The sequence below is a fragment of the Agrococcus sp. Ld7 genome (assembly GCF_045064095.1).
Taxonomy (GTDB): Bacteria; Actinomycetota; Actinomycetes; order Actinomycetales; family Microbacteriaceae; genus Agrococcus.
The window spans coordinates 75845-101496 of the sequence record NZ_JBISGY010000023.1 but is presented as its reverse complement, the minus strand read 5'-3'; the positions used below and the strand labels follow the sequence as shown (position 1 = coordinate 101496).

The window sequence follows — 25652 nt, the reverse complement described above, 5'->3', positions numbered from 1 at the left end:
CACTAAGCCCGGAGGTTCTCCTTGCTCACAAGACCCGAACTGTCACCAACGTCCCGGCGCAGTACATCTAGGATCACTTGGTGCGCACATATGCCGAGGTTCTTCGGGTCCCAGGGCTGGCGCGCATCATCATTGCCCAGCTGATCGCGCGGTTCCCCACCGGCATGTACTCGCTCGGCGTGCTGATGCACATGGAGCGCCAGCACGGCACCTATACGGCCGCTGGTCTCGTGCTCGCGGCGTTCTCGGTCGGCATGGCTGTCGCCGGTCCTTTCGTGACCAGGCTGATGTCCCGCTTCGGCACGGTCGCTGTGCTCATCACGACCACGGTCATCTCCGTTTCCGCGCTGTTCTCGATGGCGTCGCTCGACCTGCCCCTGTGGGCGGATGTCGTGGCCGGTGTCATCGCCGGCGCCGCCATGCCGCCGGTCACCCCGACCGTCCGCACGCTCTACCCGCGCATGGTGCCGCAGCGACTGCTCTCGCCGCTGTTCGCCTTCGATGCGGCGCTGCAGGAGATCATTTGGGTCTTCGGCCCGGTGCTCCTGGTGGCGCTGGTCGCGCTCATCGGCACCGGTCCGACGCTGCTGGTCGTGCTCGTGATCCAGGCCGTCGGCGCGGCATTCTTCATCGTGTCGCCGGAGGTGCGCCGCCTGCGCATCCCGCCGACCACGCGCAAGCTCGGCCGCGTGCTGCGCAAGCCTCCGGTGCTGCTGTCGGTGGTTGTCTCGGCGATGTTCATCGGCGGCTTTTCCGCCGTCGAGGCCGGCGTTGTTGCGACCTTCGATGAGGGTGCGCTCGAGGCTGGCATCGTGCTCGCGGTCTCGGCGCTCGGCTCGCTGCTGGGCGGCTTCGCCATGGGCGGTCGCGGCATCACGCCGTGGTCGCTCGGCATTCGACTCGGGATCGTGCTGGCCGGCATGCTCATCGCACTGCCGATGAGCGAGGTCGTCGGGCTCTCGGTCGCGCTCTTCATCGCCGGTCTCGGCACGGCGCCCGCGCTCGCCGCGTTCTCGGCGATCATCGCCGGCACGGTGAAGTTCGCGGATACCCCGGAGGCCTACGCGTGGATCGGCACGGGGCAGCTGCTGGGCGCCGCGGTCGGCTCGGCGATCGCAGGCGTCGCGATTGATGCAGTCGGCGGGATCGGCGGCGTGTGGGTGGCGGTCGTGATGGTCGCGATCGCGGCGGCGGTCGCCATGATCTTCCGGCGCCACCAGCCCGACCTGCGCCACGGCATCGGTGAGCCGCCGGACACGGCGCCGATCGAGCTGCCGCGCTGACTCCTCCACGTCTGACGGACGTGCAGCGCATGACAACGTGTCGGAGTCGGCGTTCCCGGGCTGCGCGTTGTGCGTTCACGGATGTACACATCGACCCGACCACTCTTTCGTAATACAATATTTGCATGAAGGCGAAAGAGACCATCAACGGGGTTCCGGTCACAGAAGAGCAGATCGCGAAGTGGGCCGCGGAAGCCGAGGCCGGGCACGACGTCGCTGCCCTGAAGAAGCGTGGTCGAGGCCGACCCGGCAGAGGTGCTGAGCCTTCGCAAGTCGTGACCGTGCGCCTGACGCCGACGGAAATCGCTGCCGTTGACGCGCAGGCAGCACAGCACCAGAAGACGCGCTCGGAGTTCATCCGCGATGTGCTCGCGGCGTCGGTCGCGTAAGTCGGCGCCGCGGTCAGCGCAGCGAGCACCCGCCTGACACAATCGACGCATGCCCCGCACCCTCGAGCTCAACGATGGCTCCGCCATCCCCGCGCTCGGGTTCGGGCTCTACAAGGTGCCGCTCGATGCGACCGAAGCGGTCGTCGCCGCAGGGGTCGACGCCGGCTACCGACTGATCGACGGCGCCGAGTTCTACGGCAACGAGCGCGAGCTGGGCGTTGCGATCGCGCAGGCGACCGCGCGCGGCATCGCCCGCGACGACCTGACGGTGACGAGCAAGTTCTGGGGCGACCCCGAGCAGACACCCGAGGCGGCCAGGGCCGCGTTCAACGCGAGCGAGGCTGCGCTCGGCACGAGCATCGACATCTACATGATCCACTGGCCGCGCCCGGCCAGAGAGCGCTTCGTCGACGTCTGGCGCGAGCTCATCGCTCTGCGCGACGAGGGCCGCGTGCGCACCATCGGCGTCAGCAACTTCACGCAGCATCACCTCCAGCGGCTCATCGACGAGACCGGCGTGGTGCCCGCCATCAACCAGGTCGAGTCGCACCCCTGGCTGCCGCAGCACGACCTGCGCGCCTTCCACGCCGAGCACGGCATCGTCACGCAGGCGTGGAGCCCGCTCGGCCGCGCCCGGGTGCTCGAGGATCCCGCGATCCAGCGGATCGCCGCCGACCACGGCGTCTCCCCCGCGCAGGCGATCATCCGCTGGCACCTGCAGCTCGGTGGCGCGCTGATTCCCAAGTCGACGCATCCGCATCGCCTGCGCGAGAACCTCGACGTCGACGGCTTCACCCTCAGCGACGACGAGATGGCGCGCATCGCGGACCTCGAGACCGGCGAACGCACCGGCACCCACCCGGATGACCGACAGTGACCGCCCGCGCGGCGGCCAAGGGATGAGCGCGCAGTGACGACCGAACCCGAGGCCGGCCACGCCGACACCCCCGACCTGCCCCACGCGCACGCACTCACGTGGGGCGTCGCCGCCATGCCGCACCGCGGCCCCAAGCGCGAGCTCTCCACCGAGCGCATCGTCGAGGCGGCCATCGAGCTCGCCGACGCCGACGGCCTCGACGCGGTCAGCATGGGCAAGCTCGCAGCGCGCCTCGGCGTCGCTCCTATGAGCCTCTACCGATACGTCACCGGTAAGGATGACCTGCTGCTGCTGATGTTCGACTCCGCGAGCGAGGTGACGGTGCCGGGCGCCGGCAGCACCTGGCGCGAGCGGCTACGCGAGTGGGCGATGTTCGTGCGCACGAGCTACGACGCGCACCCGTGGCTGGCCGACCTGCCGCCCAGCTCGACTCCGACGACGCCCAACCGGCTCGCGATCATCGAGGCGGGCCTCGCGGCGCTCGAGGATGTGCCGGCGCCCGACCGCATGAAGCTGCCGACGCTGCGGCTGCTGCTGGGCTACATCGCGCTCTACTCGAAGGCGTCGAGCGACGCGGCCGTCGACGACGAGGTGCGGCGCGCGCTGCCCGAGCTCGTCACCGACGAGCGCTTCCCGCTGCTCGCGCCCGCCGTGCGCGCGGGCATCTTCGAGACCACCGAGGAGGACGACGCGAGCGGCTTTGGCTTCGGCCTCTCGCGCCTCTTCGACGGCATCGAGCGCTGGGTCGAGCGCGACCAGGAGGATGAGCCGCTCGATCGTCTGCCCCCTGGAGTGTTGCAGGACAAGCAGGTGCGCGAGGCGGCGAAACTGGTCGAGAAGGCGCGCGCCGACCTGCGGGCGGTCGAGGCGAAGGCAGCGGATGCGGTGGCGAAGGCCGCCGAGCGGCTGCGCGCGATCGAGGCCAAGGCTGAGGCGGCCGCCGAGCGCGACGCCGCGAAGGCGGCGCTGAAGGCCGCGAAGGCGGAGGCGAAGGCGCGGAAATAGCGTCACCGCCGCTCAGGGCGGCCGTCGACGAAGCCGCTGGTCCTCGAGTGCCGCCGCGCCGCATCCACAGCGTCCACCCCAGGCTCCTCTTGATCGTCTATCCCTGGCTAGATTACGCTCATGAAGGAAGCCAAGCGCAGCGAGGTGGAGCGCTTCCTCCGAAGCGAGGGCTACGAGGTCGCAAGCGAGTCGGGCGGCCACCAGAAGTGGAGCAGGCCCGGGGCACGCTCGATCCCGTTGCCAAGGCACAGCCGCATCTCCCCGGGGGTACTGCGGAGCATCGAAAAGATCGTGGGCCACGTACCCGAGAGCTGGAAGTGAGGCAGGCGGATGCTTACCTATCACGCCGACGTCACCAGAGACGGCCGCTGGTGGACGGTCACTGTGCGAGAACTCGACCACGTGACGCAGGCGCTGAAACTCGCCGAGGTCGAGACCATGACGCGAGACCTGATCCGTCTGGTCACCGACACCGATGACTTCGAGCTCGTCACACACGTCGAGTTGCCGCCTGACGTCGTCGCCGATTGGCGGGAGGCGGCCGCGCGCGAAGCGGACGCGCGCGCCGCAGCGGCCTCAGCCGCAGCGCTCCGACGCGATGCACTGTCGCGCATCAGGCGCAGCGGCATCAGCGCCGACGACGCCGCCGCTGCGCTCGGCATCTCGCGCTCGCGCGTCTACCAACTGCTGGACGGCGCGGCCTCAGCACGCTGACGGCGCCGCCCTGATGCTCACGTCGCCCGAACGGTTGGGCTTAGTCCGAGCTCATCACCGATGAACGCTTGTGGCCACCGTCAACATTCGCGCTATCCGCAGCGGCGGAAGCTCGCCACTGCCACCGACAGCGTCGGCTTGCCACCTATCAGGGTCACCCTCGGGTGCTCCAGGCGCTCGATCTCGTCGAACACCGCTGCATGCATGCACGTGCCGGGCGTGAGCAGCAACGGGATGCCGTCGGCGCCGGCGACCGCAGAGGCCGCGAGCGCATCGGGGAATGTGGAGCCCGAGGCGACGTAGATGCTCCTCGTCGGGCCGCCGAACGCGTGGCTCAGCTGCGCCGCGGTCTCGTAGCGCGTCGACCCGGCGAAGCGATCGCTCGTGCGCTGCTGACTGAGCGCAGCCATGGTGGCGTCACTCACCGATGGGGTACCGCCGACGACGGTGATGTGTTCGACGCCGAGCGAGCGCAGCACGCTCAGCGTGCTGGTCGCGGGCTTGCCGCGGCCGTCGACGAGGACGACCGGTGCATCGTGGAGCGCCGCGACCGGTCCCGCCGCGAGCGCATCGGCGAAGTTCCGTCCCGTCGCAGCCATGGCTGTCGTCGCCCCCGTGAATGCGTGCTCTGCGATGAGGGCGCTCGTCTCGTACCGGTCGGCGCCCGCGATCCGCGTGACCGTCGGTGCGATCCGCTCGAGCGATTCCTCGACCTCCTGCGACACAGTGGGGGTGCCGCCGACGAGCACGATGGAGCTCGGGTCGAGGCGGCGCAGCTCGGCGAGCGTTGCCGCCGGCAGCGCGCTCCGATGGGTGAGGAGCAGCGGAGCCTCGACGTGCGCGGCCGCCGCCGCCGCGCTCGGCGCATCAGCGAAGACCTGGCCGCTGGCGATGTAGACCTCGCTCGCTCCGTCGGGGTAGTGCCGGCTCGAGGGCTCGGCCGCGGTCGCATACCGGTCGCTGCCGGCGATCCTGCCGGGTGCGGGGTACCGCTCGACCGTGACCCCTGCGCACCTCGGCTGGCAGTCCTCGCCCGCCGAGATCCCGAGCGCCGTGACGCACACCCGGTGAGCGCCGTCGGAAGCGGCGGTGGTCCATGAGAAGCCGTGCGCCCCGGGCACGTCGTCTGCCGTCGGGCTCGGTGACGATCGGTTCGCGATCACAGTCGCTCGGTGCGTGCCGTCGACTGAGATCGCGACGGACACCTGCTGGTGCACATCGCTGCCGTCGAATGCCCAGCCCGAGACTGCGATCGAGTCGTTGCGTGACGTCACCGACAGGCTCGCGTCTGCGTTGAAGCGGTCGTAGGCGCGGTCGGTCGTCATCTCCCCCGATACGAATTGCGCGAGGTACCGTGCGCCGATCTGGCGTCCTGCGGTGTTGTGGTGCGTCCAGTCCTTCGCCGAGAGCTGGAACGACTCGGGGGTCATGCCGTTGGCGATGCGCCGACGGTCGGTGGCGGTGGGGACGATGCCGGCGTCTGCGAGCGCACCGTTGAGGAGGTACTCCCCGTAGGGAGCGACGTGATCGCCGTAGGTCGCGCGGATCGCCTCGTTGATTCGCAACCGCGCAGCTCCGTACGAGGAGTCGAACCCTCCCCAGGCCGGATTCGCCGTCGCCACCCAGTAGGGCGCGTCGGAGGCAGCGCGGTGGGCGGCGACCATAGCGGCGAGGTCGCGCATCACTTGATCGACCTCGAGCAGGTTGTTCACGCCGGGGCTGATGATCGAGATGGCGCCGGCCTGCGGCACCTCCAGCGAGACGATGGGCGTGCCGGCGGCGACGGACTGCGCCCTGCCAGCCTGCGCTCTCGTGAACCGCCACTGAGCGCCATGGCCGCGCAGCAACGTTCCCTCGATGCCGGCGATCGTCGACCGCATGGTGAGGCGGTCGAAACGCTCGACCGGCACCGGCAGCCCGGCGGGAACGCCGATCTCGATCCCACCGGTCGCGGGAATCGTGATCGACCGTCCAGTCGATAGCCGGTGCACGCCCATCTTCGTAGCGATGGCGAACGACCGATGACTGCCGACCGCGTAGTTCACCACGGTCACGCCGTCTGGCACATGCTGCTGCAGCGGCGACGGCGACGGCGACTCAGTTCCGCAGAGGTTGGCGAAGGTCGATGCGCCGTAGCAGTGGACGACCGGCGGCGTTGACTCAACGGCCGATGCGACAGGAGCCGCGAGCAGCAAAGATGCGGCGGCGACGACGCCCGCTGCTACGGAGGCCAGAAGGCGAAGGATCATGTTGAGTCTCTCTCACTTGAGCCCGTTCAGCCTACCGATGAGCGGGTGCGAATTACGCACATGCCCGCTGACGCCCAACTCGCAGAAAAGGTTGGGCTGTGCTTCTGCGGCCTTGCGCGCACAGTGGAAGCATGACCCGCAGACTCCTCTCGATGGCCGGCATCGTCATCGCCGGCACCGTGTTCCTCACCAGCTGCGGCGCCATGGGCGCCAGCACCGTGTCGCCTGGCGCCGAGCCCGGCATCGGGTCTGCCCCTGACTGGGGCGGCATGCCCTCCCAGGAGGAGTCCGGCGACGGCGGCGACACCGGCGCCTCCGGCGGCGGGCAGCCCCAGGCGGCCGCCGACGAGGATCGCGCAGTCATCATCTCCGGCAGCGTCGCGATGCGCGCGGGCGATCCCCTCGGAGTGGCGGATGCGGTGTCCGACGCCGCCGAGGCACGCCGCGGGGCGATCGACCGCAGGGCAGAGGGCGCCTCGACCGACTTCGAGCCCGCCTGGGCGACCCTCACCGTGCGGGTGCCCGCCGTCGAGGTCGACGGCATGCTCGACGCGGTGCGGGCGCTCGCCGAGGTCACGACGCTCGACATGGGCGAGCAGGTCGTCACCAACGAGGTGCGCGACCTCGAGGTGCGGGTGAACGCCTCCCGCGCATCCGTCGAGCGCCTCACCGAGCTGCTGACGACGGCCGCCGACACAGAAACACTGCTCGAGGTCGAGGCGCAGCTGACGCAGCGCACCTCCGAGCTCGAGAGCCTGCTGTCGCAGCAGCGCTCGCTCGAGGAGCAGGTCGCGATGTCGACCATCGAGGTGCAGATCCGCTCGACCACCGTCGAGGGTCCCACCGGCACGCCGAGCTTCTGGGATGGCCTGGTCGCCGGCTGGCAGGGCTTCCTCGCCTGGGGCGCCACGTTCCTCTTCGGCCTCGGCCAGTCGATCCCGGCGCTCGTGATCCTCGCGGCCATCGCTCTCATCGCCCTCCTGATCATCCGCCGCACCAGGAAATGGATGCTGGCCCGACCTCAGCCGATGCACGGCACCACAGTCGTGAACCCGGTGACGACGAGCAGCACGATCAACGTGCCGTAGCGCTCACGGCGGAGTGACACACGGATCATTGACCGGTGGGTCGGTCCGCGAACGAGATCGGCGACAACGTCCACACCTTGCGGAGGGAGGATTTCACTTGAAACTGAAGCGTGTCTAGCATCGAGCATGGGCAACCAGGTCGAGCGCAAATCATGACCACGATGACTCTCGCGAACGGCAACTTCATAATCGACGACGAGCTACAGAGGCGAGCCTCCGACTTCGTTGGGCAGATCACGGATCATGACGTGGATGCCGTGACGAACAGGTTCAACGGCCAGGACGTTTCGGCCCCGCCAGAGCTCGCTCAGTTCCTCACGAGCCTGCTGGAAAGCGACGCGTGCGGAGGTCGAACGAACGTGCAGACTCTTCCAACCGAACTGACGACGACTGCTGCAGCAGATGTCCTTGGGGCGTCGCGACCGACCCTGATGAAGCTGGTTCGGGGGGACTCGCTTCGTGCACGCAACGTTGGCACCCACACGCGGGTGCTGACCAAGGATGTCCTTTACCAGCGCGACGTACGAAACGAACTGCGTCGACTGACGTTCAGGAGATGCAGTGCGCGGCCGAGGACCTCGAACTCGACTGACAGCTAGCGTCGAAGGGTGGAGCAGCGGTATTCGTCGACGCAAACGTCCTCTACTCGCGCGTGCTCCGTGACTGGCAGTTTCTCCTGCGCAACGCGACAGACGGCATGTACACGCTCCATAGCAGCCCGGACGTGCTCATCGAGGCCGGACGGACCTTTCGACGCCGCCATGCAAAGGCAAACGGCGCAGCTGTCACGCGCCTCGTCAAAGCAACTCGCGTGAACCTCGACGAGGTCGTGCCGGATCTCGACGGGGCGACCAGGTGGAACGGCACCGATCCGCACGATCGGCACGTACTTGCGGCCGCAGTTGCTTCCCAGGCCAAGATTTTTGTCACCGCCGACCGTGGATTTGCAAACATGCGATCGGATTCCTTGCAGTACTCGGTGTATCACTCTGATGACTCTTCATCCTTGTCGACGACGGCCTGCCCGGTGCTACCAGCCAAGTGACGAAGGAGCGCGGCAGTACAACGCGGATCGCGGCGAGCGGGTGGACTTGCAGAACCGCCTGCTTAATACCGACGCCCCCACGTTCGGCCTCAGGGTCCTCGGGCACCTCAAGGCTCAGGCGGGCCGCCGTCCGACCGATTACCTCAAGCCGTCGCACTTGCGATAGATCCCTCTCCAGCTTTGACCGCAAGCTTGGCTACCGGAGGCCAAGGCCGGCTGGCGCAGCGCACTTCCGAGCTCGAGAGCCTGTTCTCGCAGCAGCTCGCTCGACGAGCATGTGGCGATGTCGACCATCGAGGTGGTCGCAGCAGCGCTCGCTCGACGAGTAGGTGACGATGTCGACCATCGAGGTGCAGAATCCGCTTGACCACCGTCGAGGGCCCCACGGGCACGCCCAGCTTCTGGGATGGCCTGGTCGCAAGCTGCCAGGGCTTCCTCGCCTGGGGCGCCACGGTCCTCTTCGGCCTCGGTCATTCGATCCCGGTGCTGGTGGTCCTCGCGATCGTCGGCCTTCAAGTTCAGCGGGTCTGTCCGATCGCATCGTCGCAGGGGATCGAACTCCCCAGCACTTCGCGCTGCAGAGCGTCGAGCAAGGCCGGTAGCTCTCGCATATCGTGGAACGTCGTCACCCGGTCGCACCGCGGCAGCTCCGCGATCTCGCCAGCGCCCTCGAAGGCCAGCACACGCATTCCCGCGCTATAGGCCGCGCGCACGCCGAAGTGGCTGTCATCAATCGCGATGCACCGGGCGGGGTCGGCGCCCAGCAGAGCGGCCGCGTGCAGATAGACGTCGGGAGCGGGCTTGCCGTCGGGGACATCTTCCGCACTCGCGATTGCTGGTTCGAACCTGTCCAGCAGGTCGACCGTGTCGAGGCTCAGGCGGATGCGCTCGTGCCCCGAGTTCGACGCCACCGCGACGGGCAGACGGATGGACCGCAGTGCCGCTTCGACTCCGGGTATGGCGGCGACGTCCCGCCGCAGCGCCGCCGCCATTGCACTGCCCGAGCGCGCATCCCAATCTTCCGGCAGCGGACGCCCGAGATCTGCCTCTACGGTCTCGCGGAAGAACCGACTGGAGCAGCCGACGAAGCGCCGCCGCATTTCTGCGGGATCGTAGTGCAGGCCGAGCTCGGCGAGCAGTCGGTGCGAGACCTCCATTGCCAGCTCTTCGCTGTCGACGAGCACCCCGTCGCAGTCGAAGATGACCGCCTCATAGGGCAAAGTCGCCGCGCCAGATGCATCCATCACCGATGCCGTGGGGGCCGACTCGCTCGTCACGTGCTCCACCCGAGTGCTGTTCGCAGGATCATGCGCGCAGTTGCCGAAATCAGCCTTCGGTCGACGAACTCGTTCGCAGCGTGTGCAGATTGCAGGTTGCCAGGGCCGCACACGATCGCGGGCACACCCCGCGCCTCATAGAACGACGCATCCGACTGTGCGCCGTTGGGCCGCGGGGCATCCATGGCGGGCGCCCCGAAGCCTGCCGCCACGTCATTGCGCGCGGCCATCACCGCGCGACTGAAGTCGCTCTGCGGGTCGGTGTAGGCGGGCGGCCAGGTGTCGATCCATTCGAACTCGACCGGATGCTCGGCAAGCCACGGGTCGAGCGCTGCGGCCGCGTTGATGTGCCCTTCGACCTCTGCCCGGATGGCCTCCGAGGTGTCACCTGGAGGAAAGGAGAGCAGGTAGTCGAAGCGCGCGCGGTCAGGGAAATATGGCGCAGCCGGGAAGCCGACATCCGCATGCAGCACACCAGGGTGGATGATGAACGCGCCCGGCGCGAATTGCGGATGGCGCTTCGTGAATGCCCACTGCTCTTCGAGCTGACGCATCGCCGAGTAGATGTAGACGGCCTTGTCGATCGCGTTGACGCCCACTGTATCGCCCCCGCCACCGGCCCTGATGGCGAGGTTGCGCGAAGCCCAATGCGTCGACTTTCCACGCACCGTCATCGAGAACAGGTAGTTGCCTGCGGCGGTGTTTGCAACCTGCAGCGCACCGTCGTCGTGCGACGTCGGCTCGGGAATCAATGCGGCATCTGGTGCGAATCCAGCGTCGAGCACCGCGGTGGTACCCAGCTCATGGCTCATGGTCTCTTCGCCGATCACCGAGTGCAGATGGAGATCGCCAGCGAGCTGCACGCCGGCCTGCGAGAGCGCACGGAACGCGAGCCACGTCGCAGCATGCGCTGCCTTCATATCTGTCGTGCCGAGGCCGTAGATTCGGTCGCCTGTGCGCACGGCGGTCCATGGGTCGGTCTGCCACCCGTCTTGTGCAGCGACCGTGTCGATGTGGGCGTTGACCGCGAGCGAGCGCCCTCCCCCAGAGCCAGGCAGCACAGCAACGAGATTATCGCGGCCGCGGTCGCCCGTCACGGTGTGATTCTCGGCGCCCGCGCCAGACATCCACTCGGCGAGGAGCGCATTCGCAGCAGACTCGCCGCCCAGGTGCTCTTCGGCGTTGACTCCGGGCTGCAAGGGATTGACGCTCGAGATCGCGATGAGGTCGACCAGGAGCGTCTCAGCCGATTCGGCGTGCTCGGCGACGGCACGATCGAGACGAGCGAGCAGATCAGCATCTGGCTCGGTTGACATCCCGGTCATGCGGCTCCGCTGAGCCCTGTGATCGCCTTGACCAGCGAGTCAGGCGTGAATTCGCTCGTTGGCGCCTCGACCGACACCTTGCCGAGTCGTAGCACGACGATGCGATCGGTCACTTCCAGCACGTGCGGAAGCGTGTGCGAGATGAAGATGACGGCAAGGCCTCGCTCACGCGCTGCCTTGACGACATGCAAGACCTCTGAGGATTGGCGCGCACCAAGGTGGTTCGTCGGCTCATCGAGAATGATGACCTTGTTCGCCCAGCTGACCGCACGCCCGATGGCGACGGCCTGGCGCTGACCACCGGAGAGCTTCGAGATCGAGCGTGTCGATGACGGCACCGCGATGCCGACGTTCTCCAGTTCTTGGCTCGCCACCTCATCCATGCGCTTGTTCGCCAGGAAGCCGAGCTTGCCCCAGAACCCTGGCACGACCTGCTCACGACCGAGGAACATGTTCGCGCTGACCGAGAGGTCGGGCGCGAGCGAGGAATCCTGATACAGGGTCTCGATGCCGGCCTCGAGCGCCTCGTGAGGCGAGCGCCATTCGACCTTCTCGCCGTCGAGGTAGAGTTCGCCAGAATTGGGGCGGTGGGCACCTGAGAGTGCCTTCACGAGGGTCGACTTTCCCGCGCCGTTGTCGCCGACGAGGCCGACCACTTCCCCCGCTGCGACCGAGAAGTCGACGTTGTCGAGCGCGATCACGTTGCCGTAGCGCTTGCTGATGCCGCGTGCTTCGTATACAGGCTGCTGTGCGGTCATTGCTCTCTCCCTAGCTTCCTGCGTTCGAGCGGCCGATGCCCTGCACGGCGACAGCGACGGCGATGAGGGCACCGACGACGATCTGCTGCGCATTCGGCTCGACGCCGATCAGAATGAGCCCGCTGAGCACGCTTGCCGTGATGAGCGCGCCGAGCGCCGCGCCGGTGACACGGCCAAGACCGCCCATGAGACTGACCCCACCGATGACTGCAGCAGCGATCGCCTGCAACTCTCCTCCACGCCCAGAGGCGGGAGAACCCGATCCGAGTCGGAAGTAGACGAACAGGCCAGCGATCGAGGCGAGCACGCCGCCGAGCACGTACACCTTCATGAGGTGCCGCTTCACGTTGATGCCCGCGACGCGTGCGGCGAAGACGTTCGAGCCGATGGCGTAGGTGTGGCGGCCGAAGCGCGTCTTCGACAGCACGATCGCAGCCACGACAAGAATCACGAGCGCGACGAAGAGCGGTGCCGTGAAGATGTCGAGGTACCGGGTGTTGCCGATGTGCACGACTTCAGCGGGGGCACCTGCGATCTGCACGCCCCCGGTGACCACGAGGGTCGTGCCCATGCAGGCGCCCATCGTGGCGAGTGTCGCGATGAAGGGTGCGAGATTCACGCGTGTCACGAGCAAGCCGTTGATCACACCGACGAGCACGCCGACGAGCAGCGCCGTGCCGATGCCGGCCGCGATGCTCAGACCCGGGTCGACGCCGTTCGCCGTCGTTGCGCGAATCGTCAAGGCTGCGGAGACTCCGGAGAGCCCGAGGACGGCACCAACTGAGAGGTCGATGCCGCCCGTGATGATCACGAACGTCTGCGCGATGGCCATCAGCATCACAGGAGCGAAATCCTGCATGATGTTGCCGAAACTGGCCGTGGAGAAATAGCGCGGGTTCAGGATTGAGAAGACGGTCACCATGATCGCGAAGACCAGGATCAGCAGCGTCTCCTGCCGCGTGGCGAGCTCTATCCATCGGCCACCACGCCGCTCCCTGAGCGGGCTGGATTCGACGGTCGGCGAATCCTTCGTCGTCGTGTTCACCTGATTCACTCCGCGTACTCGTACTCGCGAGTCTCGGCGAGGTTGGCGAGATTCATGACCACGTTGGGGATGACAACCTCTGACTCGATCGCATCCGCACCCTCGCCAGTGACAACCGCCAGTGCATACTGCAGCGCAAGGCGTGCTTCCTGCGCCGGGTCCTGTGCGATGAGGCCGGAGATCGATCCTGCCTCGAGTTCAGCGACCTGCGCCGCATACGCGTCGTAGCAGATGAGCGAGACTTCGCCCACCATGTTGGCGTTGTTGAGCGCTGCGATCGCACCGGTGCATGACGTGCCGTCGACAGCGAAGACGCCGGCGAGATCGGGGTGTTCGAGCAGCGTCGTGTTCAAGATCGTCGTTGCTTCAGATGGCTGACTGTAGGCGAACTGCACCGGCAGCATCTCAAGCCCCGGATGGTCGCTCGCGAGCGTCGTTTCGAAGCCTTCGACCCGCTGCGTGCCCGTCGTGTTCGTCGGCGATGCCGAGATGACGAGCACGGTGCCCTCTCCCCCGGTCTGCGTGCTCAGCTCTTCGGCCGCGCGCGAGCCACCATCGACGTTGTCGCCCGTGATGTGCGCGACGAGCTCAGACCTGTCGGTCACCGTTGTATCGACCGTGATCACGGGGATTCCCAGGCTGGTGGCCCGCGCAACGCTCGGCTGCAACGCGTCAGCATCCGTCGGCACGAGCACCAGCGCATCGATGTCGTCGGCCAATGCTGCGTCGACGAACGGCAGCTGAGCCTGCGGAGAGTACGCGTCCGATGCGCCCTGCCAGATGAGCTCGATGCCGAGTTCTGCTGCTTCAGCGGTGGCCGCGATCTCCATGGCTCTGAAGAACGGATCCGACGAGATCCCCGGAATGAAAGCGACGCGGATGGGGTCTGCTGCCTCGCCCTGACCGGCATCCGTTTCGGTCGTCGGCCCGCTGCTTGCGCAGCCACCGAGCACCAGCCCTGTGATAGCGGTGATGCCGACTGCGATGACCTGCTTCTGGTACTTCTTCGTGCGCATAGTGCTACGTCCTTCGTGGTTGGTGTCGTTCAACCTGCAGACTTCTTCGGTTATTTTTCGGCGTACTGGTATTGGCGCGTCTCAGCGAGGTTCTCGGCTGTCATCACCACGTTCGGAATGATGACCTCAGATTCGATGTCGCCATCTCGGCCTTCGATGGCCGCGAGCGCGAACCCGATGGCGATGCGCGCCTCTTCGGCAGGATCCTGGGCGATGAGGGCGCTGTAGAGGCCCTCTTCGAGCTCGGCAACCTGGTTCGAGTAGGCGTCGTAACCGATGAGCGCTACGTCGCCGATGGCATCCGCGTTTCGCAGTGCCGCGACCGCACCGACGCCACTGTTGCCCTCGACCGCGAACACGCCAGCGAGGTCTGGGTAGTTCAGCAGCGCCGCGTTGATCTTCGTCGTCGCTTCTGACGGCTGGCTGTAGGCATATTCAATGCCGACGATCTCGATATCGGGGTGGTTCGCCTCGATCTCGTTGACGAAGCCTTCGACACGCTGCGTGTCGGTCGTGATCGTGGGCGCACCCGAGATGACGAAGACCTGGCCCTCGCCGCCGACGAGCTCTGCCATTGCGATCGCTGCCTGTCGGCCACCGTCTTCGTTGTCGCCGGTGACATGTGAGACGAGCTCAGACCGATCGGTGACGGTCGTGTCGACCGTGATGACGGGGATGCCCTGGGCGACTGCGCGCTGCACCGATGCCTGCAATGCGTCGCCGTCCGTCGGGGCGATGATCAGCGCATCGATGTCGTCTGCGAGCGCGCTCTCGACGAACGGCAATTGCGACTGCGGCGAATAGTCGCTCGAGCTGCCTTGATAGACGAGCTCGAACCCGAGTTCCTCAGCTTGCTCTTGCGCTGCGATCTCCATCGCGACGAAGAACGGGTCAGAGGAGATGCCGGGGATGAACGCGATCCTCGGCATGTCTGCCGCGGCGCCCTGCGTGTCGGCGGGTTCGCCTTCTGGGCTCGTTCCGGCGGCGCAGCCGGCGGTGAGTGCAACGGTCGCTACTGCGAGGAGGGCTGAAACCTTCTTGTGCTTCATAGTCAAGCTCCTTTGCTTGGCCCGATCCCCCCAGTGAGGTCGGATGTTGTCAGACACTACACCATGAATGCCCTACATCAAGGGGCGGTAGTCAGACCTGCCTGGGTCGACCCGCTCCAAAGTGCGCCAGCATCCGGGCACGACAAAGCCCGCTCGAAGGCCAAGCCCTCGAGCGGCGCGAGTGAGATGTCAGCGGTGTCGGAGCACGCTGAAGGAGATCTCGGCCCCTCGGTGATAGTCCGACGCCAGCAAGACGTGGTCGCCGGTGCGAGTCATGCCGACCTCAGAGACGAGCAGCCACGGGCCCAGTCCCTCAAGGTGGTAGCGACTCTGCCAGATCTCGGGCAGCTCGACAGCCGAGATGGTTGCGATGGATGCGTTGACAAGGTGACCGTGACCCGCAAGCGCGAGCGTGAGCGAGCCGCTCCAGTCGCGGTGCTCTATAGGACCGGGCATCGCCGCATGCGGCAAGGTGTTCTCGCTGACCACGAGCGGCTCGTCATTGCCGTAACGGATTCTCAGCAGACGGATGACTTCGTCGCCCGCAGTGAGGCCGAGTGCGTCGGCCTCACGAGCATCCGCTGCAGCAACACGCACGTCGAGCACCGCACTCGTGACGGCGTAACCGCGGGCAGTCAGCACCTCGGTGATGCTCTCGTACTTCGTCATCGGGCGCTCAAGTCGCAACGAGCCAGACGCCGACACGAATCGGCCCTGCCCCTGCTTGGCGTGCACGACGCCTTCCTGCTCGAGGAGTCGAAGCGCCTCTCTGACGGTCGAGCGCGAGACACCGAAGACTTCAGCCAATTCGGTCTCGGCAGTCAGTCGATCCCCGGGCTTCAAACCCAGGTCGGCGATGAGCGCGAGGATCTGGTCGTAGACGCGGAGCACCATGCTTCCCCGGCTGGCTCGAGCCGTCGGCGTGGTCCTGGACAGGGTGTCTCCTTGGTTTGAACTGCATCGCAGCTTCCGGCGTGTCGCTTGACCGTACCAAGCACCGCGGATCACCAGCATCTCCGCACTTGCCAGACGTCCTGTTACACTTGTCCGACATGATGCTCGACGAGCACGCTGATGAAGGATGGAATGCGACATGCTGAACTTTGACGAAGAGCGGTACCTCGGTATCCAGGGCGGGGCAGTGCAGCACGCCGCCGGAATCCGCAGTGCCATTGAGACCGAACTCGCGAATGGGCTGGAGAACATCTTCTTCGCCGGCGCTGGCGGTGTGAACTTCTTGATGCAGCCCGCAGCGCGGCTGCTGCAGACCCGCTCGACCTTCCCGACCTTTGTCGAGATGGCAGCAGAGCTCGTCAACTCAGACAGCAAGCACCTCGGCCCCAAGTCGCTGGTCATCTTCCCGACCGTCTCCGGCACAACCAAGGAAGCGCTCGCCGCACTCGAGTTCGTGCGCGCCAAGGGCGCCCGCGTGCTCACGCTGACCGCAAAGGCTGACACGCCGCTCGCTGAGCAGGCCGACATCAACTTCACCAACTTCTGCGCCGACGACACCTCGAGCGAGAACTTCTACCTGCAGTCGCTGCTCATCGCGCTCGCGATCATGGACGTCCGCGGCGAGATCGACGACTACGACCACATCATCGCCGAGCTACAGACGCTGCCGGCCCAGCTCGTCGAGGTCAAGCGCACCTTCGAGCCTCGCGCCGAGGCCTTCGCCGCCGAGATCAAGGATGAGCAGCACCACATCGTGACCGGTGCTGGCAACACCTGGTACGAGGGCTGGTACTACGCAATGTGCATCCTGGAAGAGATGCAGTGGATCTGGACTCGTCCGGTGCACGCATCCGACTTCTTCCACGGCACGCTCGAGCTTCTTGAAGAAGACACGAGCGTCTGGCTCATCAAGGGCGAGGACGAGCAGCGACCGCTGGCAGACCGCGTGGAGCGCTTCGCGACCACCGTCACCAAGAAGCTGCGCGTGTTCGACACGAAGGACTTCGAGCTCGCAGCGATCTCCGACGACGTGCGCGCTCTGATCGCCCCGGCCGTCATCGCGGCAGCGTTCGAGCGGCTGAGCATGCACCTGCAGGTTGTGCGTGACCACCCACTCACCACGCGCCGCTATTACAAGAAGGGCAACTTCTAGCCTCCGCATGCATCGAAGGGCAGGGTCGTCACCGGCCCTGCCCTTCGGCGCCGAGACCAACCGTGGCGTGTCAGAGTGAGAGCGCCGGTGACCCTGCAGGCAGCGACCTGCGCAAGACGACGGAGTTCAAAGATGACCTCGCAACCGCTCGACGTCGCCGTGGTGGGCGACAACACCCTCGACCGATTCCTCGACGAACCCGAGATCGGCGACTTGATCGGCGGCAACGCGCTGAACGTCGCTGTACAGCTGGCAATGATGGGTCTGCGCGTCGGCTACTTCGGCGCAGTGGGCGACGATGAGAACGCCAGCGCCGTCGCCGATGCCGCAGCAGCGCGCGGTGTCGTGCTCGACGGCCTCGTCACGATGCCCGGCAGCACCGCGCTGACGACGATCAGCCGCACGGCAGAGGGCGACAGGAGATTCGACTCCGAAGACTTCGGGGTCACCGCTGCGTACTTCCCGACCGACGACGCGATCGAGGCGATCGCCGCGAGTCGCTGGGTGCACGTCGGCATGCTGCCGCGCTCGCGCGAACTCGGTGCTGCGATCGAAGCTGCATCGCCCGTGCGTGTCAGCCAAGACTGCAGCGTCAGCCCCGAATGGCACAGCCTCACGGTCGCATTCGCCTCTGCTGGCGAAGACGCCGATGTCGCCGAGACCATCGTGCTCGAGCTGCTGGGGGATGGCGCTCGTACAGCCGTCGCGACGCTGGGCTCGGAAGGCGCAATCGCCGGCCAGGGCTCGCAGCGGTGGCGGGCGAAGCCCCAGCCGGTGAGCGTTGTCGACACGACGGGCGCTGGCGACGCGTTCATGGCAGGATTCATCGCAGCCACGCTTGGCGGAGAGAACGTCGAGGGTGCACTGGCTGCAGGCGTTGCACGAGGCTCGCATGCCTGCCAGCACGTGGGCGGATGGCCGCAGCGGCTCACAGAGATCGCGTCATTTGGATAGGAGCACGATGTTCGCGTTGGTGCCGGCCCAGCAGCCGTATGCATGGGGATCCACACGTGCGATCCAGGAATTTGCCGGCGTCGGTGACGCCGCGCACCCGCTCGCCGAGATCTGGTTCGGCTCGCACCCGGCGGGCTCATCAACGCTGGCCGACGGGCGCACGCTCTCGGCACTCATCGCTGAAGACCCAATCAGCGCGCTCGGCGCTTCTGTTGCCCAGCGCTTCAACGGCGAGCTTCCCTTCCTCGTCAAGCTGTTGGCACCGGGGAGGGCGGTCTCGCTGCAGGTGCATCCGAGCGCCGCGCGCGCGGCGGAAGGGTTCGCCGAGGATGCCGATGTGCCCGCCGCTGAGCGCCGCTTCGTCGACCGCAATCACAAGCCGGAGATGATCTTGGCGCTCACGGACTTCGAAGGCCTCGTTGGCCTGCGTTCGCTCGAAGACCTCGCGCGCACGCTGGCCCCCTTCGGGCTCGCACCAACGCAGGCGGCACTCGAAGCGCTCCAGCCTGGCGACGAAGCTGCCCTGCGGAAGGCAGTCGAGATCCTCGCCACTGCTTCTGCAGAGGACGTCGCGGAAGCCGTCGTCGTCGCGACTCGCTTGGCGGCGGAAGGCTCAGAGCCAGCGGCGACGCTGCTCGAGCTGGAGCAGCAGTATCCGGGCGACGCCGGGGCATTGGTCAGCCTGATGCTGGAGCGCGTGCGACTCACGCCGGGCGAGTCGGTGATGGTGCGCTCGGGTGTGCCGCACGCCTATCTCTCCGGGTTGGCACTCGAGGTGATGGCGAACTCAGACAACGTCTTCCGACTCGGCCTCACACCGAAGCGCGTCGACGTCGGCGAGTCGATCGCGAACCTCATCACAACGCCCGCACTGCTCAGCAGGCCGCACGCCGCGTCGGCGAGCGCCGGTGTCGAGGAGTTCCGCGTTGAGGTGCACGAGGGCAATGCCGGGGGCTCGCAGGTGCCAGCATCCGGACCGAAGATCCTCATCGCGCTCGCCGATGACTGCGAACTGGTCTCGAGTGACGAACGGCTTGCGCTGCGCCGCGGCGCCGGTGCGTTCATCCTCGACGGCGACGCTCCGGTCGTGCACGGCAGCGGCTCGTTCGCAGTGATCTCCGTCCTCACCAGCTGATCTTCTGGCGCTGACTGAGCGCCACTGACACACCGTTGCAATTCCGTTACGCGAAGCGCATGGTCGCAATGATATCGTTATCAACGCGCGAGCCCATCGGAGTGCCGCGCGTCCGAAGACCGTAAGGACATTGGCCATGAAGAAGAAGCATCTCCTGGTAGGAACCGCGCTCATCGCGACGGCCGGCCTGCTCTTGACCGGCTGCAGCACGTCGGGCGGCAACAACCCAGACGCCAACGGTGACGAGCAGGGCAGCGGCGAGACCCGCACCATCCGCATCTCGCACGTCAACCCGCCGACCAGCATCGACGGCCAGATCGTCGAAGAGGTCGCCGCGGCGATTCAGGAGCGCACCAACGGCGAGCTGGTGATGGAGGTCTTCCCCTCCGGCCAGATCGGCACCACCGGTGACACCGCTGAGCAGGTCGCGAACGGCGAAGACCTCATCGCCTACATGGATGCCGGGACGATCGGGCAGATGGGCGCTACCGACTTCAGCCTGCTGGGTGGCCCCTTCCTGTTCGACGGCAACGACGAGGTCAACAATTTCCTCGGCTCCGAGTTCTTCGCAGAGATGAGCGACCAGGTCGCTGCTGAGCAGGGCATCCGCGTCCTGTCGCTCGGCTGGACGGACGGCCCGCGCCACATCTTCGCCAACCAGCCGGTCCCCCACCCGGACGACCTCGCTGGCATCAAGCTGCGCACACCTCCGATCGACACGTGGCTCACGACGTTCGACCTGCTCGGCGCTGTGCCGACAGAGGTCGCGAACACCGAGACCTACAGCGCTCTCGAGCAGGGCGTCGTCGACGCAGCGGAGGGCCCGATCAACGGCACATACCCACAGCGCTGGCAGGAAGTCGCCACGCACGTCACGCTTACCGGTCACTTCCAGACGCTGATCGGCTACGGCATCAGCGAGGCCCTGTGGCAGTCGCTCACCGAAGAGCAGCAGCAGATCATCTCTGAGGAGTTCATCGCCGGCGGCGAGCGAGCTCAGGAGCAGTACGCAGCCGAGATCGAGTCGACCATGGCGCTGATGGAGGAAGAGTCGGGCGTGGAGTTCCACGAAGCTGACTCGGATGCCTACCGCGAGCGCACCGCACCGTTCTACGAGGGCAACGAAGAGCTCTACCAGCAGGTGCGCGAGGCCGCGCAGGGCTAACACCCACCCATCCACACCCGCAGCGCGGTGCGTGCCCAGCACAATGGCGGGCACGCACCGCGCACGCATGAAGGAGCATCATGAGCTCGGCAGCACCCCGGTACGACCACTACATCGACGGCTCACTCGTCGGTGGAACTTCATATACCGAGAACCGGAACCCCTCAAACACTGGTGACCTGGTCGGCCTGTACGCCAAGGGGGGCGCAGCCGAGGCAGATGCCGCGATCGAGGCGGCTGCCCGGGCGTTCCCCGGCTGGGCAGCGACGCCGATCGCCGAGCGCGCGGCCGTGCTGCATCGGATCAGCGCTGGCATCACCGCCCGCGAGGGCGACTTGGCCGACATGCTTGCGCGAGAAGAGGGAAAGACGCTTGCTGAGTCGGTTGGCGAGGTCCGACGCGCAGCGGCGACGTTCGCCTACTACGCGGGCGAGGTCTTGAGCGCCCGCGGATCCGTCTACGCGAGCCTGTCATCACCTGCGACGATCGAGACGGTGCACCGCCCTGTCGGTGTTGTCGGCATCATCACCCCCTGGAACTTTCCGATCGCGATCCCTGCATGGAAGACAGCACCGGCGCTCGCGTACGGCAACACGGTCGTTCTGAAGCCGGCGGAGCTCACCCCCGGCACGAGCTGGTTGATGGCTGAGATCATCCATGGCAGCGGATGCCCTGACGGCGTGTTCAACTTCGTCATGGGTGCCGGGCGCGAGATCGGCGTCAGGCTCTGCGAGTCGCCCGACGTGCAGGCCATCACGTTCACCGGATCGTCGGCAGTCGGTCGCACGGTTGCAGCGGCGGCCATCGCCCACGGCATGAAGAAGGTCCAGCTCGAGCTTGGCGGCAAGAACCCGCTCATCGTCATGGACGACGCCGATCTCAAGATCGCGGTCGACGCAGCCATGGACGGCGCGTTCGGTAGCACCGGGCAGCGATGCACCGCGTCCAGCCGGCTGATCGTGCACGATGCCGTGCACGATCAGTTCGTCGAGGCCCTGGTGCAGCGGATGCGCGGTCTGACGGTCGGCGACGCACGCGCGGCTGGCACGACCATGGGCCCGGTGGTGAGCGAATCGCAGCTCGAGCAGGATCTCGAGTACATCGAGATCGCCCGCTCCGAGGGCGGTCAGCTTGCGTTCGGCGGGGAGCGGGTCGAGGCAGAGACGCCCGGATACTACCTCCAGCCGACCTTGTTCACGCACACCGAGAATCACTGGCGCATCAATCAGGAAGAGGTCTTTGGGCCTGTCGCCACCGTCATTCGCGTGCACGACTACGCGGAGGCCCTCCGTCTAGCCGATGCCGTCGAGTACGGCCTCTCTGCGAGCATCATCACAGGCTCGCTCGCGCGCGCTCGTGACTTCTCGGCACGGTGCCGTGCGGGCATCCTGGCGGTCAACCGCTCCCCCGCCGGCACCGATCTGCACGTGCCGTTCGGCGGCAACAAGGCGTCGAGCTACGGCAGCCGGGAGCAGGGCACTGCGGCGCGTGACTTCTTCACGACCTCGTCAACGGTCTACACGTACGCTGGCGAGGCATGAGCGCCAGCGCCACGGCTCGCGTCGTGCTGCAGGAGAGCATCCACGCAGACGGCGAGCGACTCTTGCGCGACAGCGGCGTCGACGTCGTCGTGCTAAATGGCCCCGGAGACGCGCGCATGGCAACAGCTCTGACCAACGCAGACGCGCTGATCGTGCGCTCGACGCGAGTCGATGCAGCCCTGCTCGACCTGGCGCCTCGACTGCGGGTCGTCGGTCGGCACGGTGCTGGGCTCGACAACATCGACCTCGAGGCAGCACGTCGCCGTGGCATCGTGGTCGTCAACACTCCTCATTCGAACACCGAGTCGGTGGCAGAGTACGTGGTGGCTGCGGCGTTCAGTCTCTTCCGTCGCTTCGACGAAGGGCGCGGTTCACTCGCCGGCGGTGCGCTCCAGCAGCCCAGCTCGTTGCCTGGCCAAGTGCAGCGCGCCGGGTTGCTCGGGCGCGAACTGCAGGGTTCGACGCTCGGATTGGTCGGCGCCGGCGCGATCGGCCGCGCGGTCGCGCGCCGCGTCCAGGCGCTGGGCCTGATGGTGATCGCCTACGACCCGTTCGCTGACCCCGCGGTGTTGGCCGCGGCGCAGATCACGGCGTTGGAATCGCTCGATGACGTGATGTCGCGCTCCGATATCCTGAGTCTCCACCTGCCTGGCGGCGATGCGACTCGGGGCATTGTCGATGCCCGGCGCATCGCCCTGCTGCCCGAGGGCGCAGTCCTGATCAACGCCGCCCGAGGCGGCCTCGTCGACCATGATGCGCTGATTGCCGCAGTGCGCTCTGGCAACCTGCTGGGGGCCGCGGTCGACGTGTACGAGCAGGAGCCGCCTGCAGCTGACGACGCAATTCTTCACGAGCCGCGCATCATCGCGACGCCGCACCTCGCAGCCATGACCGAGGAAGCCGTCCAGCGCATGGCAGTGGACGTCGCACGCAGCGTCCTCGACGCTCTCTGATCAGTCAGCACTCGCCACGAGACGCGGTGCGCTACCGATCGCTGAACGATCAGTAGCGCACCGAGTTCGTTCAGCGACTGTCGTCCGCTGCGAGCCCGCCCTCGATGATGCGTGTCGTCGGCGAGATACGGCGGACGTCGGTCTGCATCTCGATGAGCGATGGCCCCCCTGACGCAAGTGCCGTCTCGATTGCGCTCATGAATCCTTCGAGGTCGGTCACGGTGTGGCCGGCGATGCCGTGCGCCCGTGCAAGTGCCGCGAAGTCAGGATTGACGAGGCTCGTGCCGCTCACGCGGCCCGGAAACTCCCGCTCCTGGTGCATCCGGATCGTCCCATAGGCCTCGTTGTTCACGACGATGGAGATGACAGGCAGCTGTCGCGCGGCAACCGTCGCAAGTTCCATGCTGCTCATCGCGAAGCACCCGTCGCCTCCGAACACGAACGTGGGCTTTTCCGGATCGAGCGTCGCAGCCGCAATGCCTGCAGGTAGCCCGTAGCTCATCGCTCCGTTCGCGGGGGCGAGTTGCGTGCCATAGGTGCTGTAGCGATAGTACCGGTGCAGCCACACGGCGTAGTTGCCGGCACCGTTCGCGATCACGGAGCCGGCTGGCGCCCGATCGGTGAGCCAGGCGATCGCGTTGCCTAGCAGGTCGCCAGCCGCTGGCGTGCGGCGAAGCAGGTAGTCCTCGTGCGCTGCTGCCGTGCGGCCCTGCCAGCGCTCGGAGTCGACCACGAGACCGTCGATGCTGCGCAGCGCTTCACCAGAGCTCGCGACGACGGCGATGTCGGCGTGCACATAGCGATCGAGATCGACTTCTGCTCGGGCGATGTGCACGACCCTGCGACCCTCTGCGGGCTGCAGCAGCTGGTAGCCACGGGTATCAACATCGCCGAAGTGGCCCCCGATCCCGATAATGAGGTCCGATTCCTCCACCAGGGAGACCAGTTCGGGCTCTACGGACAGGCTCAGGTGGCCGACATACGAGCAGGAGTCGTTGTCCATCAGGTCCTGGCTGCGCCAGGCGGCGACGACAGGCAGCGCGTTGCGCTCGGCGAAGCGAGCGATCGCGGCGTGCTGCTCGCTGCCCCAACCGCCACGGCCGAGCACGACGAGCGGTCGCTGCGCGGCTGCGAGTTCGTCCGCCAGCTGCTCGGCCAGCCCATCGATGCGCTCGCGCTCGACCTGAGCGACAGGGCGGGCCTGCTGGGCTTCGATCTCGTCGTACAGCATGTTCTCGGGCAGCTCGATCACCACCGGGCCAGGTCGGCCGGTCGTCGCGATGCGCACGGCGCGCGCAATCGTCTCCGGGATACGCTCGGCGCGGTCGATGGTCACGACCCACTTCGCCATCGACGAGAAGACCTGGTGCGAGTCGAATTCCTGGAAGGCTCCGCGCCCGCGATCCTTGGCATCGATCTGGCCGATGAAGAGCAGCAGCGGCGTCGCATCCTGATCGGCCGTGTGCACCGCGATAGATGCATGCATCGCCCCCGGCCCACGTGTGACGAAGCACACCCCGGGCATCCCCGTCAGCTTGCCGTGCGCCTCGGCCATGTGCCCGGCAGGCGATTCGTGGCGGCACACGGTGAGGTCGCTGCCTGGATAATCGGGCATGGCGTCAAGCGCCGGGAGGAAGCTCTCGCCCGGCACGCACGTGTAGTGGGTCAGGCCCTGCTCGTGCAGGCTCTCGATCAGCAGGTGGCCAGCGCGCATCGTCATCACGCTGCCTTCGCGAGCAGCGTCGCGATGTGCGCGCACGCGCCCCGGTACAGCTCGAGGGTAGCTTCGGGTGTGAAGAAGCCCACGTGCGGTGTGAGCACCGTATTCGGCGACTGCCGTTGGGGCGAATCCGCGGGCAAGGGCTCCGGATCGAAGACGTCAGCTGCGTAGCGCAGCTCCCCCGCATCGGTGCGGCGTCGCACAGCGGCCTCGTCGACGACGCCTCCGCGTGCGGTGTTCACGAGGATCGTTCCCGCTGCCATCGCGTCGATGCGCTCAGCCGAGATGATGCCCTCGGTGTCTGCGTTGAGCGCGAGGTGCAGCGACACGACGTCGGCGCGCTTGCACAGCGCATCGAGCGGCACCAGCGGGATACCGCTGTCGTGGATGCGCTCGCCCTGCTCCGCGCTGCGATTCCAGCCGATCACATCCATCCCGATTCCGGCCGCGAGCTGCGCGAACCGACGGCCGATGCCGCCCAGGCCGACGACACCGGCGGTCTTGCCGCGCAGCATCGTGCCAGCGAACTGTCCCCACTCGCCCTCGCGTACCTGCGCATCGTGCTCAGGGATCCGGCGGGCCATGGCCAGCAGCAGCGCGAGCGCGTGCTCCGCGACGGAGTCGTCGCCATAGCCGGTCACGGTGCGCACTTCGATGCCGAGCCGGTGTGCGAGCGCCAAGTTGACATGATCGGCAGCGCCCGTGCCCAGGAAGACGATCCCTCGCACCGCCGGGAAGCGCTCGAGGGCAGCATCTGGCAGGCTCCATCCCAGCATCACGAGCTCGGCGTCGCCAACTCGCTCGACCCATTCATCGGCATTCGCGGGTGCGCCGTAGTGCACCTCGACGTCGTCAAGCGGGATATTGTGCTCTTGCAGCGCGCGCTCGAGTTCTTCACGCTCGTCCTGGCTCCCGTCTGGGTGCACGATCTTCACTGGAACTCCACGCATCTTCACG

24 protein-coding genes and 1 pseudogene are annotated in these 25652 nt (G+C 66.8%); 15 read left to right on the top strand and 10 right to left on the bottom strand.

Features of this window, described 5'->3' with window-relative positions; translation table 11 throughout:
* Window positions 1–80: 80 nt before the first annotated feature.
* The 6 genes from ACJJVL_RS03975 to ACJJVL_RS03950 all read left to right on the top strand — a co-directional run bounded on the left by ACJJVL_RS03975 (window position 81) and on the right by ACJJVL_RS03950 (window position 4268).
* Window positions 81–1283 (top strand): MFS transporter, encoded by a 1203-nt coding sequence (locus ACJJVL_RS03975; protein WP_405217017.1) that lies wholly within the window; start codon window positions 81–83, stop codon window positions 1281–1283.
* Between the two features lie 125 nt (window positions 1284–1408).
* On the top strand, window positions 1409–1672 hold the full coding sequence (locus ACJJVL_RS03970; protein WP_405217016.1) for a ribbon-helix-helix protein, CopG family: 264 nt from the start codon (window positions 1409–1411) through the stop codon (window positions 1670–1672).
* A 49-nt stretch (window positions 1673–1721) separates the two neighbouring features.
* Entirely contained in the window at window positions 1722–2549 is an 828-nt protein-coding gene (locus ACJJVL_RS03965) for an aldo/keto reductase (protein ID WP_405217015.1), read from the top strand.
* A gap of 33 nt (window positions 2550–2582) precedes the next feature.
* On the top strand, window positions 2583–3554 hold the full coding sequence (locus ACJJVL_RS03960) for a TetR/AcrR family transcriptional regulator (protein WP_405217014.1): 972 nt from the start codon (window positions 2583–2585) through the stop codon (window positions 3552–3554).
* 120 nt (window positions 3555–3674) lie between these two features.
* A complete protein-coding gene (locus ACJJVL_RS03955) occupies window positions 3675–3875 on the top strand; it encodes a type II toxin-antitoxin system HicA family toxin (protein ID WP_405217013.1) in 201 nt (66 codons plus the stop codon).
* Between the two features lie 9 nt (window positions 3876–3884).
* The gene (locus ACJJVL_RS03950; protein WP_405217012.1) at window positions 3885–4268 is read left to right on the top strand and encodes a hypothetical protein; all 384 of its coding nucleotides are present in this window, start codon (window positions 3885–3887) and stop codon (window positions 4266–4268) included.
* 92 nt (window positions 4269–4360) lie between these two features.
* Here ACJJVL_RS03950 and ACJJVL_RS03945 read toward each other — a convergent pair whose 3' ends face one another.
* Window positions 4361–6517, bottom strand: coding sequence for a cell wall-binding repeat-containing protein (locus tag ACJJVL_RS03945; protein ID WP_405217011.1), 2157 nt, complete (start codon window positions 6515–6517; stop codon window positions 4361–4363).
* A gap of 131 nt (window positions 6518–6648) precedes the next feature.
* On the opposite strand from ACJJVL_RS03945, the gene ACJJVL_RS03940 reads away from it, so the two are divergent.
* The 3 genes and pseudogenes from ACJJVL_RS03940 to ACJJVL_RS03930 form a co-directional block, all read left to right on the top strand.
* Window positions 6649–7605, top strand: a complete 957-nt coding sequence (locus ACJJVL_RS03940; protein WP_405217010.1) for a DUF4349 domain-containing protein — start codon at window positions 6649–6651, stop codon at window positions 7603–7605.
* Between the two features lie 161 nt (window positions 7606–7766).
* A complete protein-coding gene (locus tag ACJJVL_RS03935) occupies window positions 7767–8204 on the top strand; it encodes a helix-turn-helix domain-containing protein (RefSeq protein ID WP_405217009.1) in 438 nt (145 codons plus the stop codon).
* 32 nt (window positions 8205–8236) lie between these two features.
* A pseudogene (locus ACJJVL_RS03930) lies at window positions 8237–8650 on the top strand (PIN domain-containing protein); the annotation flags it as partial.
* A gap of 518 nt (window positions 8651–9168) precedes the next feature.
* Here ACJJVL_RS03930 and ACJJVL_RS03925 read toward each other — a convergent pair.
* The 7 genes from ACJJVL_RS03925 to ACJJVL_RS03895 all read right to left on the bottom strand — a co-directional run bounded on the left by ACJJVL_RS03925 (window position 9169) and on the right by ACJJVL_RS03895 (window position 16014).
* The gene (locus tag ACJJVL_RS03925) at window positions 9169–9927 is read right to left on the bottom strand and encodes an HAD family hydrolase (RefSeq protein ID WP_405217008.1); all 759 of its coding nucleotides are present in this window, start codon (window positions 9925–9927) and stop codon (window positions 9169–9171) included.
* The gene (locus tag ACJJVL_RS03920) at window positions 9924–11054 is read right to left on the bottom strand and encodes a M20/M25/M40 family metallo-hydrolase (RefSeq protein ID WP_405217090.1); all 1131 of its coding nucleotides are present in this window, start codon (window positions 11052–11054) and stop codon (window positions 9924–9926) included. The genes ACJJVL_RS03925 and ACJJVL_RS03920 overlap by 4 nt, the downstream gene beginning before the upstream one ends.
* 194 nt (window positions 11055–11248) lie before the next feature.
* Window positions 11249–12010: an ATP-binding cassette domain-containing protein gene (locus ACJJVL_RS03915; protein WP_405217007.1), complete on the bottom strand. Its 762-nt coding sequence runs from the start codon at window positions 12008–12010 to the stop codon at window positions 11249–11251.
* Between the two features lie 10 nt (window positions 12011–12020).
* A complete protein-coding gene (locus tag ACJJVL_RS03910) occupies window positions 12021–13055 on the bottom strand; it encodes an ABC transporter permease (protein ID WP_405217006.1) in 1035 nt (344 codons plus the stop codon).
* Window positions 13056–13060: 5 nt separating this feature from the next.
* Window positions 13061–14071 (bottom strand): ABC transporter substrate-binding protein, encoded by a 1011-nt coding sequence (locus tag ACJJVL_RS03905; protein WP_405217005.1) that lies wholly within the window; start codon window positions 14069–14071, stop codon window positions 13061–13063.
* A 50-nt stretch (window positions 14072–14121) separates the two neighbouring features.
* Complete coding sequence (locus ACJJVL_RS03900) at window positions 14122–15120, bottom strand: ABC transporter substrate-binding protein (protein WP_405217004.1); 999 nt, start codon at window positions 15118–15120, stop codon at window positions 14122–14124.
* Between the two features lie 189 nt (window positions 15121–15309).
* On the bottom strand, window positions 15310–16014 hold the full coding sequence (locus ACJJVL_RS03895) for a GntR family transcriptional regulator (RefSeq protein WP_405217003.1): 705 nt from the start codon (window positions 16012–16014) through the stop codon (window positions 15310–15312).
* Between the two features lie 199 nt (window positions 16015–16213).
* On the opposite strand from ACJJVL_RS03895, the gene ACJJVL_RS03890 reads away from it, so the two are divergent.
* From ACJJVL_RS03890 to ACJJVL_RS03865, 6 genes are all read left to right on the top strand, one after another.
* Entirely contained in the window at window positions 16214–17227 is a 1014-nt protein-coding gene (locus tag ACJJVL_RS03890; protein ID WP_405217002.1) for an SIS domain-containing protein, read from the top strand.
* A 132-nt stretch (window positions 17228–17359) separates the two neighbouring features.
* Complete coding sequence (locus ACJJVL_RS03885) at window positions 17360–18181, top strand: PfkB family carbohydrate kinase (protein ID WP_405217001.1); 822 nt, start codon at window positions 17360–17362, stop codon at window positions 18179–18181.
* 7 nt (window positions 18182–18188) lie between these two features.
* Window positions 18189–19316, top strand: coding sequence for a mannose-6-phosphate isomerase, class I (gene manA / locus ACJJVL_RS03880; protein ID WP_405217000.1), 1128 nt, complete (start codon window positions 18189–18191; stop codon window positions 19314–19316).
* Window positions 19317–19452: 136 nt separating this feature from the next.
* Entirely contained in the window at window positions 19453–20481 is a 1029-nt protein-coding gene (dctP, locus tag ACJJVL_RS03875) for a TRAP transporter substrate-binding protein DctP (protein ID WP_405216999.1), read from the top strand.
* 80 nt (window positions 20482–20561) lie between these two features.
* Window positions 20562–22022 (top strand): aldehyde dehydrogenase family protein, encoded by a 1461-nt coding sequence (locus ACJJVL_RS03870; RefSeq protein ID WP_405216998.1) that lies wholly within the window; start codon window positions 20562–20564, stop codon window positions 22020–22022.
* Window positions 22019–22975, top strand: coding sequence for a hydroxyacid dehydrogenase (locus ACJJVL_RS03865; RefSeq protein WP_405216997.1), 957 nt, complete (start codon window positions 22019–22021; stop codon window positions 22973–22975). Before ACJJVL_RS03870 ends, ACJJVL_RS03865 begins: the two co-directional genes overlap by 4 nt.
* 70 nt (window positions 22976–23045) lie before the next feature.
* Here ACJJVL_RS03865 and ACJJVL_RS03860 read toward each other — a convergent pair whose 3' ends face one another.
* Both ACJJVL_RS03860 and ACJJVL_RS03855 read right to left on the bottom strand, forming a co-directional pair.
* Window positions 23046–24695, bottom strand: a complete 1650-nt coding sequence (locus ACJJVL_RS03860; RefSeq protein ID WP_405216996.1) for a thiamine pyrophosphate-dependent enzyme — start codon at window positions 24693–24695, stop codon at window positions 23046–23048.
* Window positions 24695–25630 carry an NAD(P)-dependent oxidoreductase gene (locus tag ACJJVL_RS03855; protein WP_405216995.1) on the bottom strand — a complete coding sequence of 312 codons (936 nt, stop codon included), beginning with the start codon at window positions 25628–25630 and terminating at the stop codon, window positions 24695–24697. The genes ACJJVL_RS03860 and ACJJVL_RS03855 overlap by 1 nt, the downstream gene beginning before the upstream one ends.
* Between the last annotated feature and the right edge of the window lie 22 nt (window positions 25631–25652).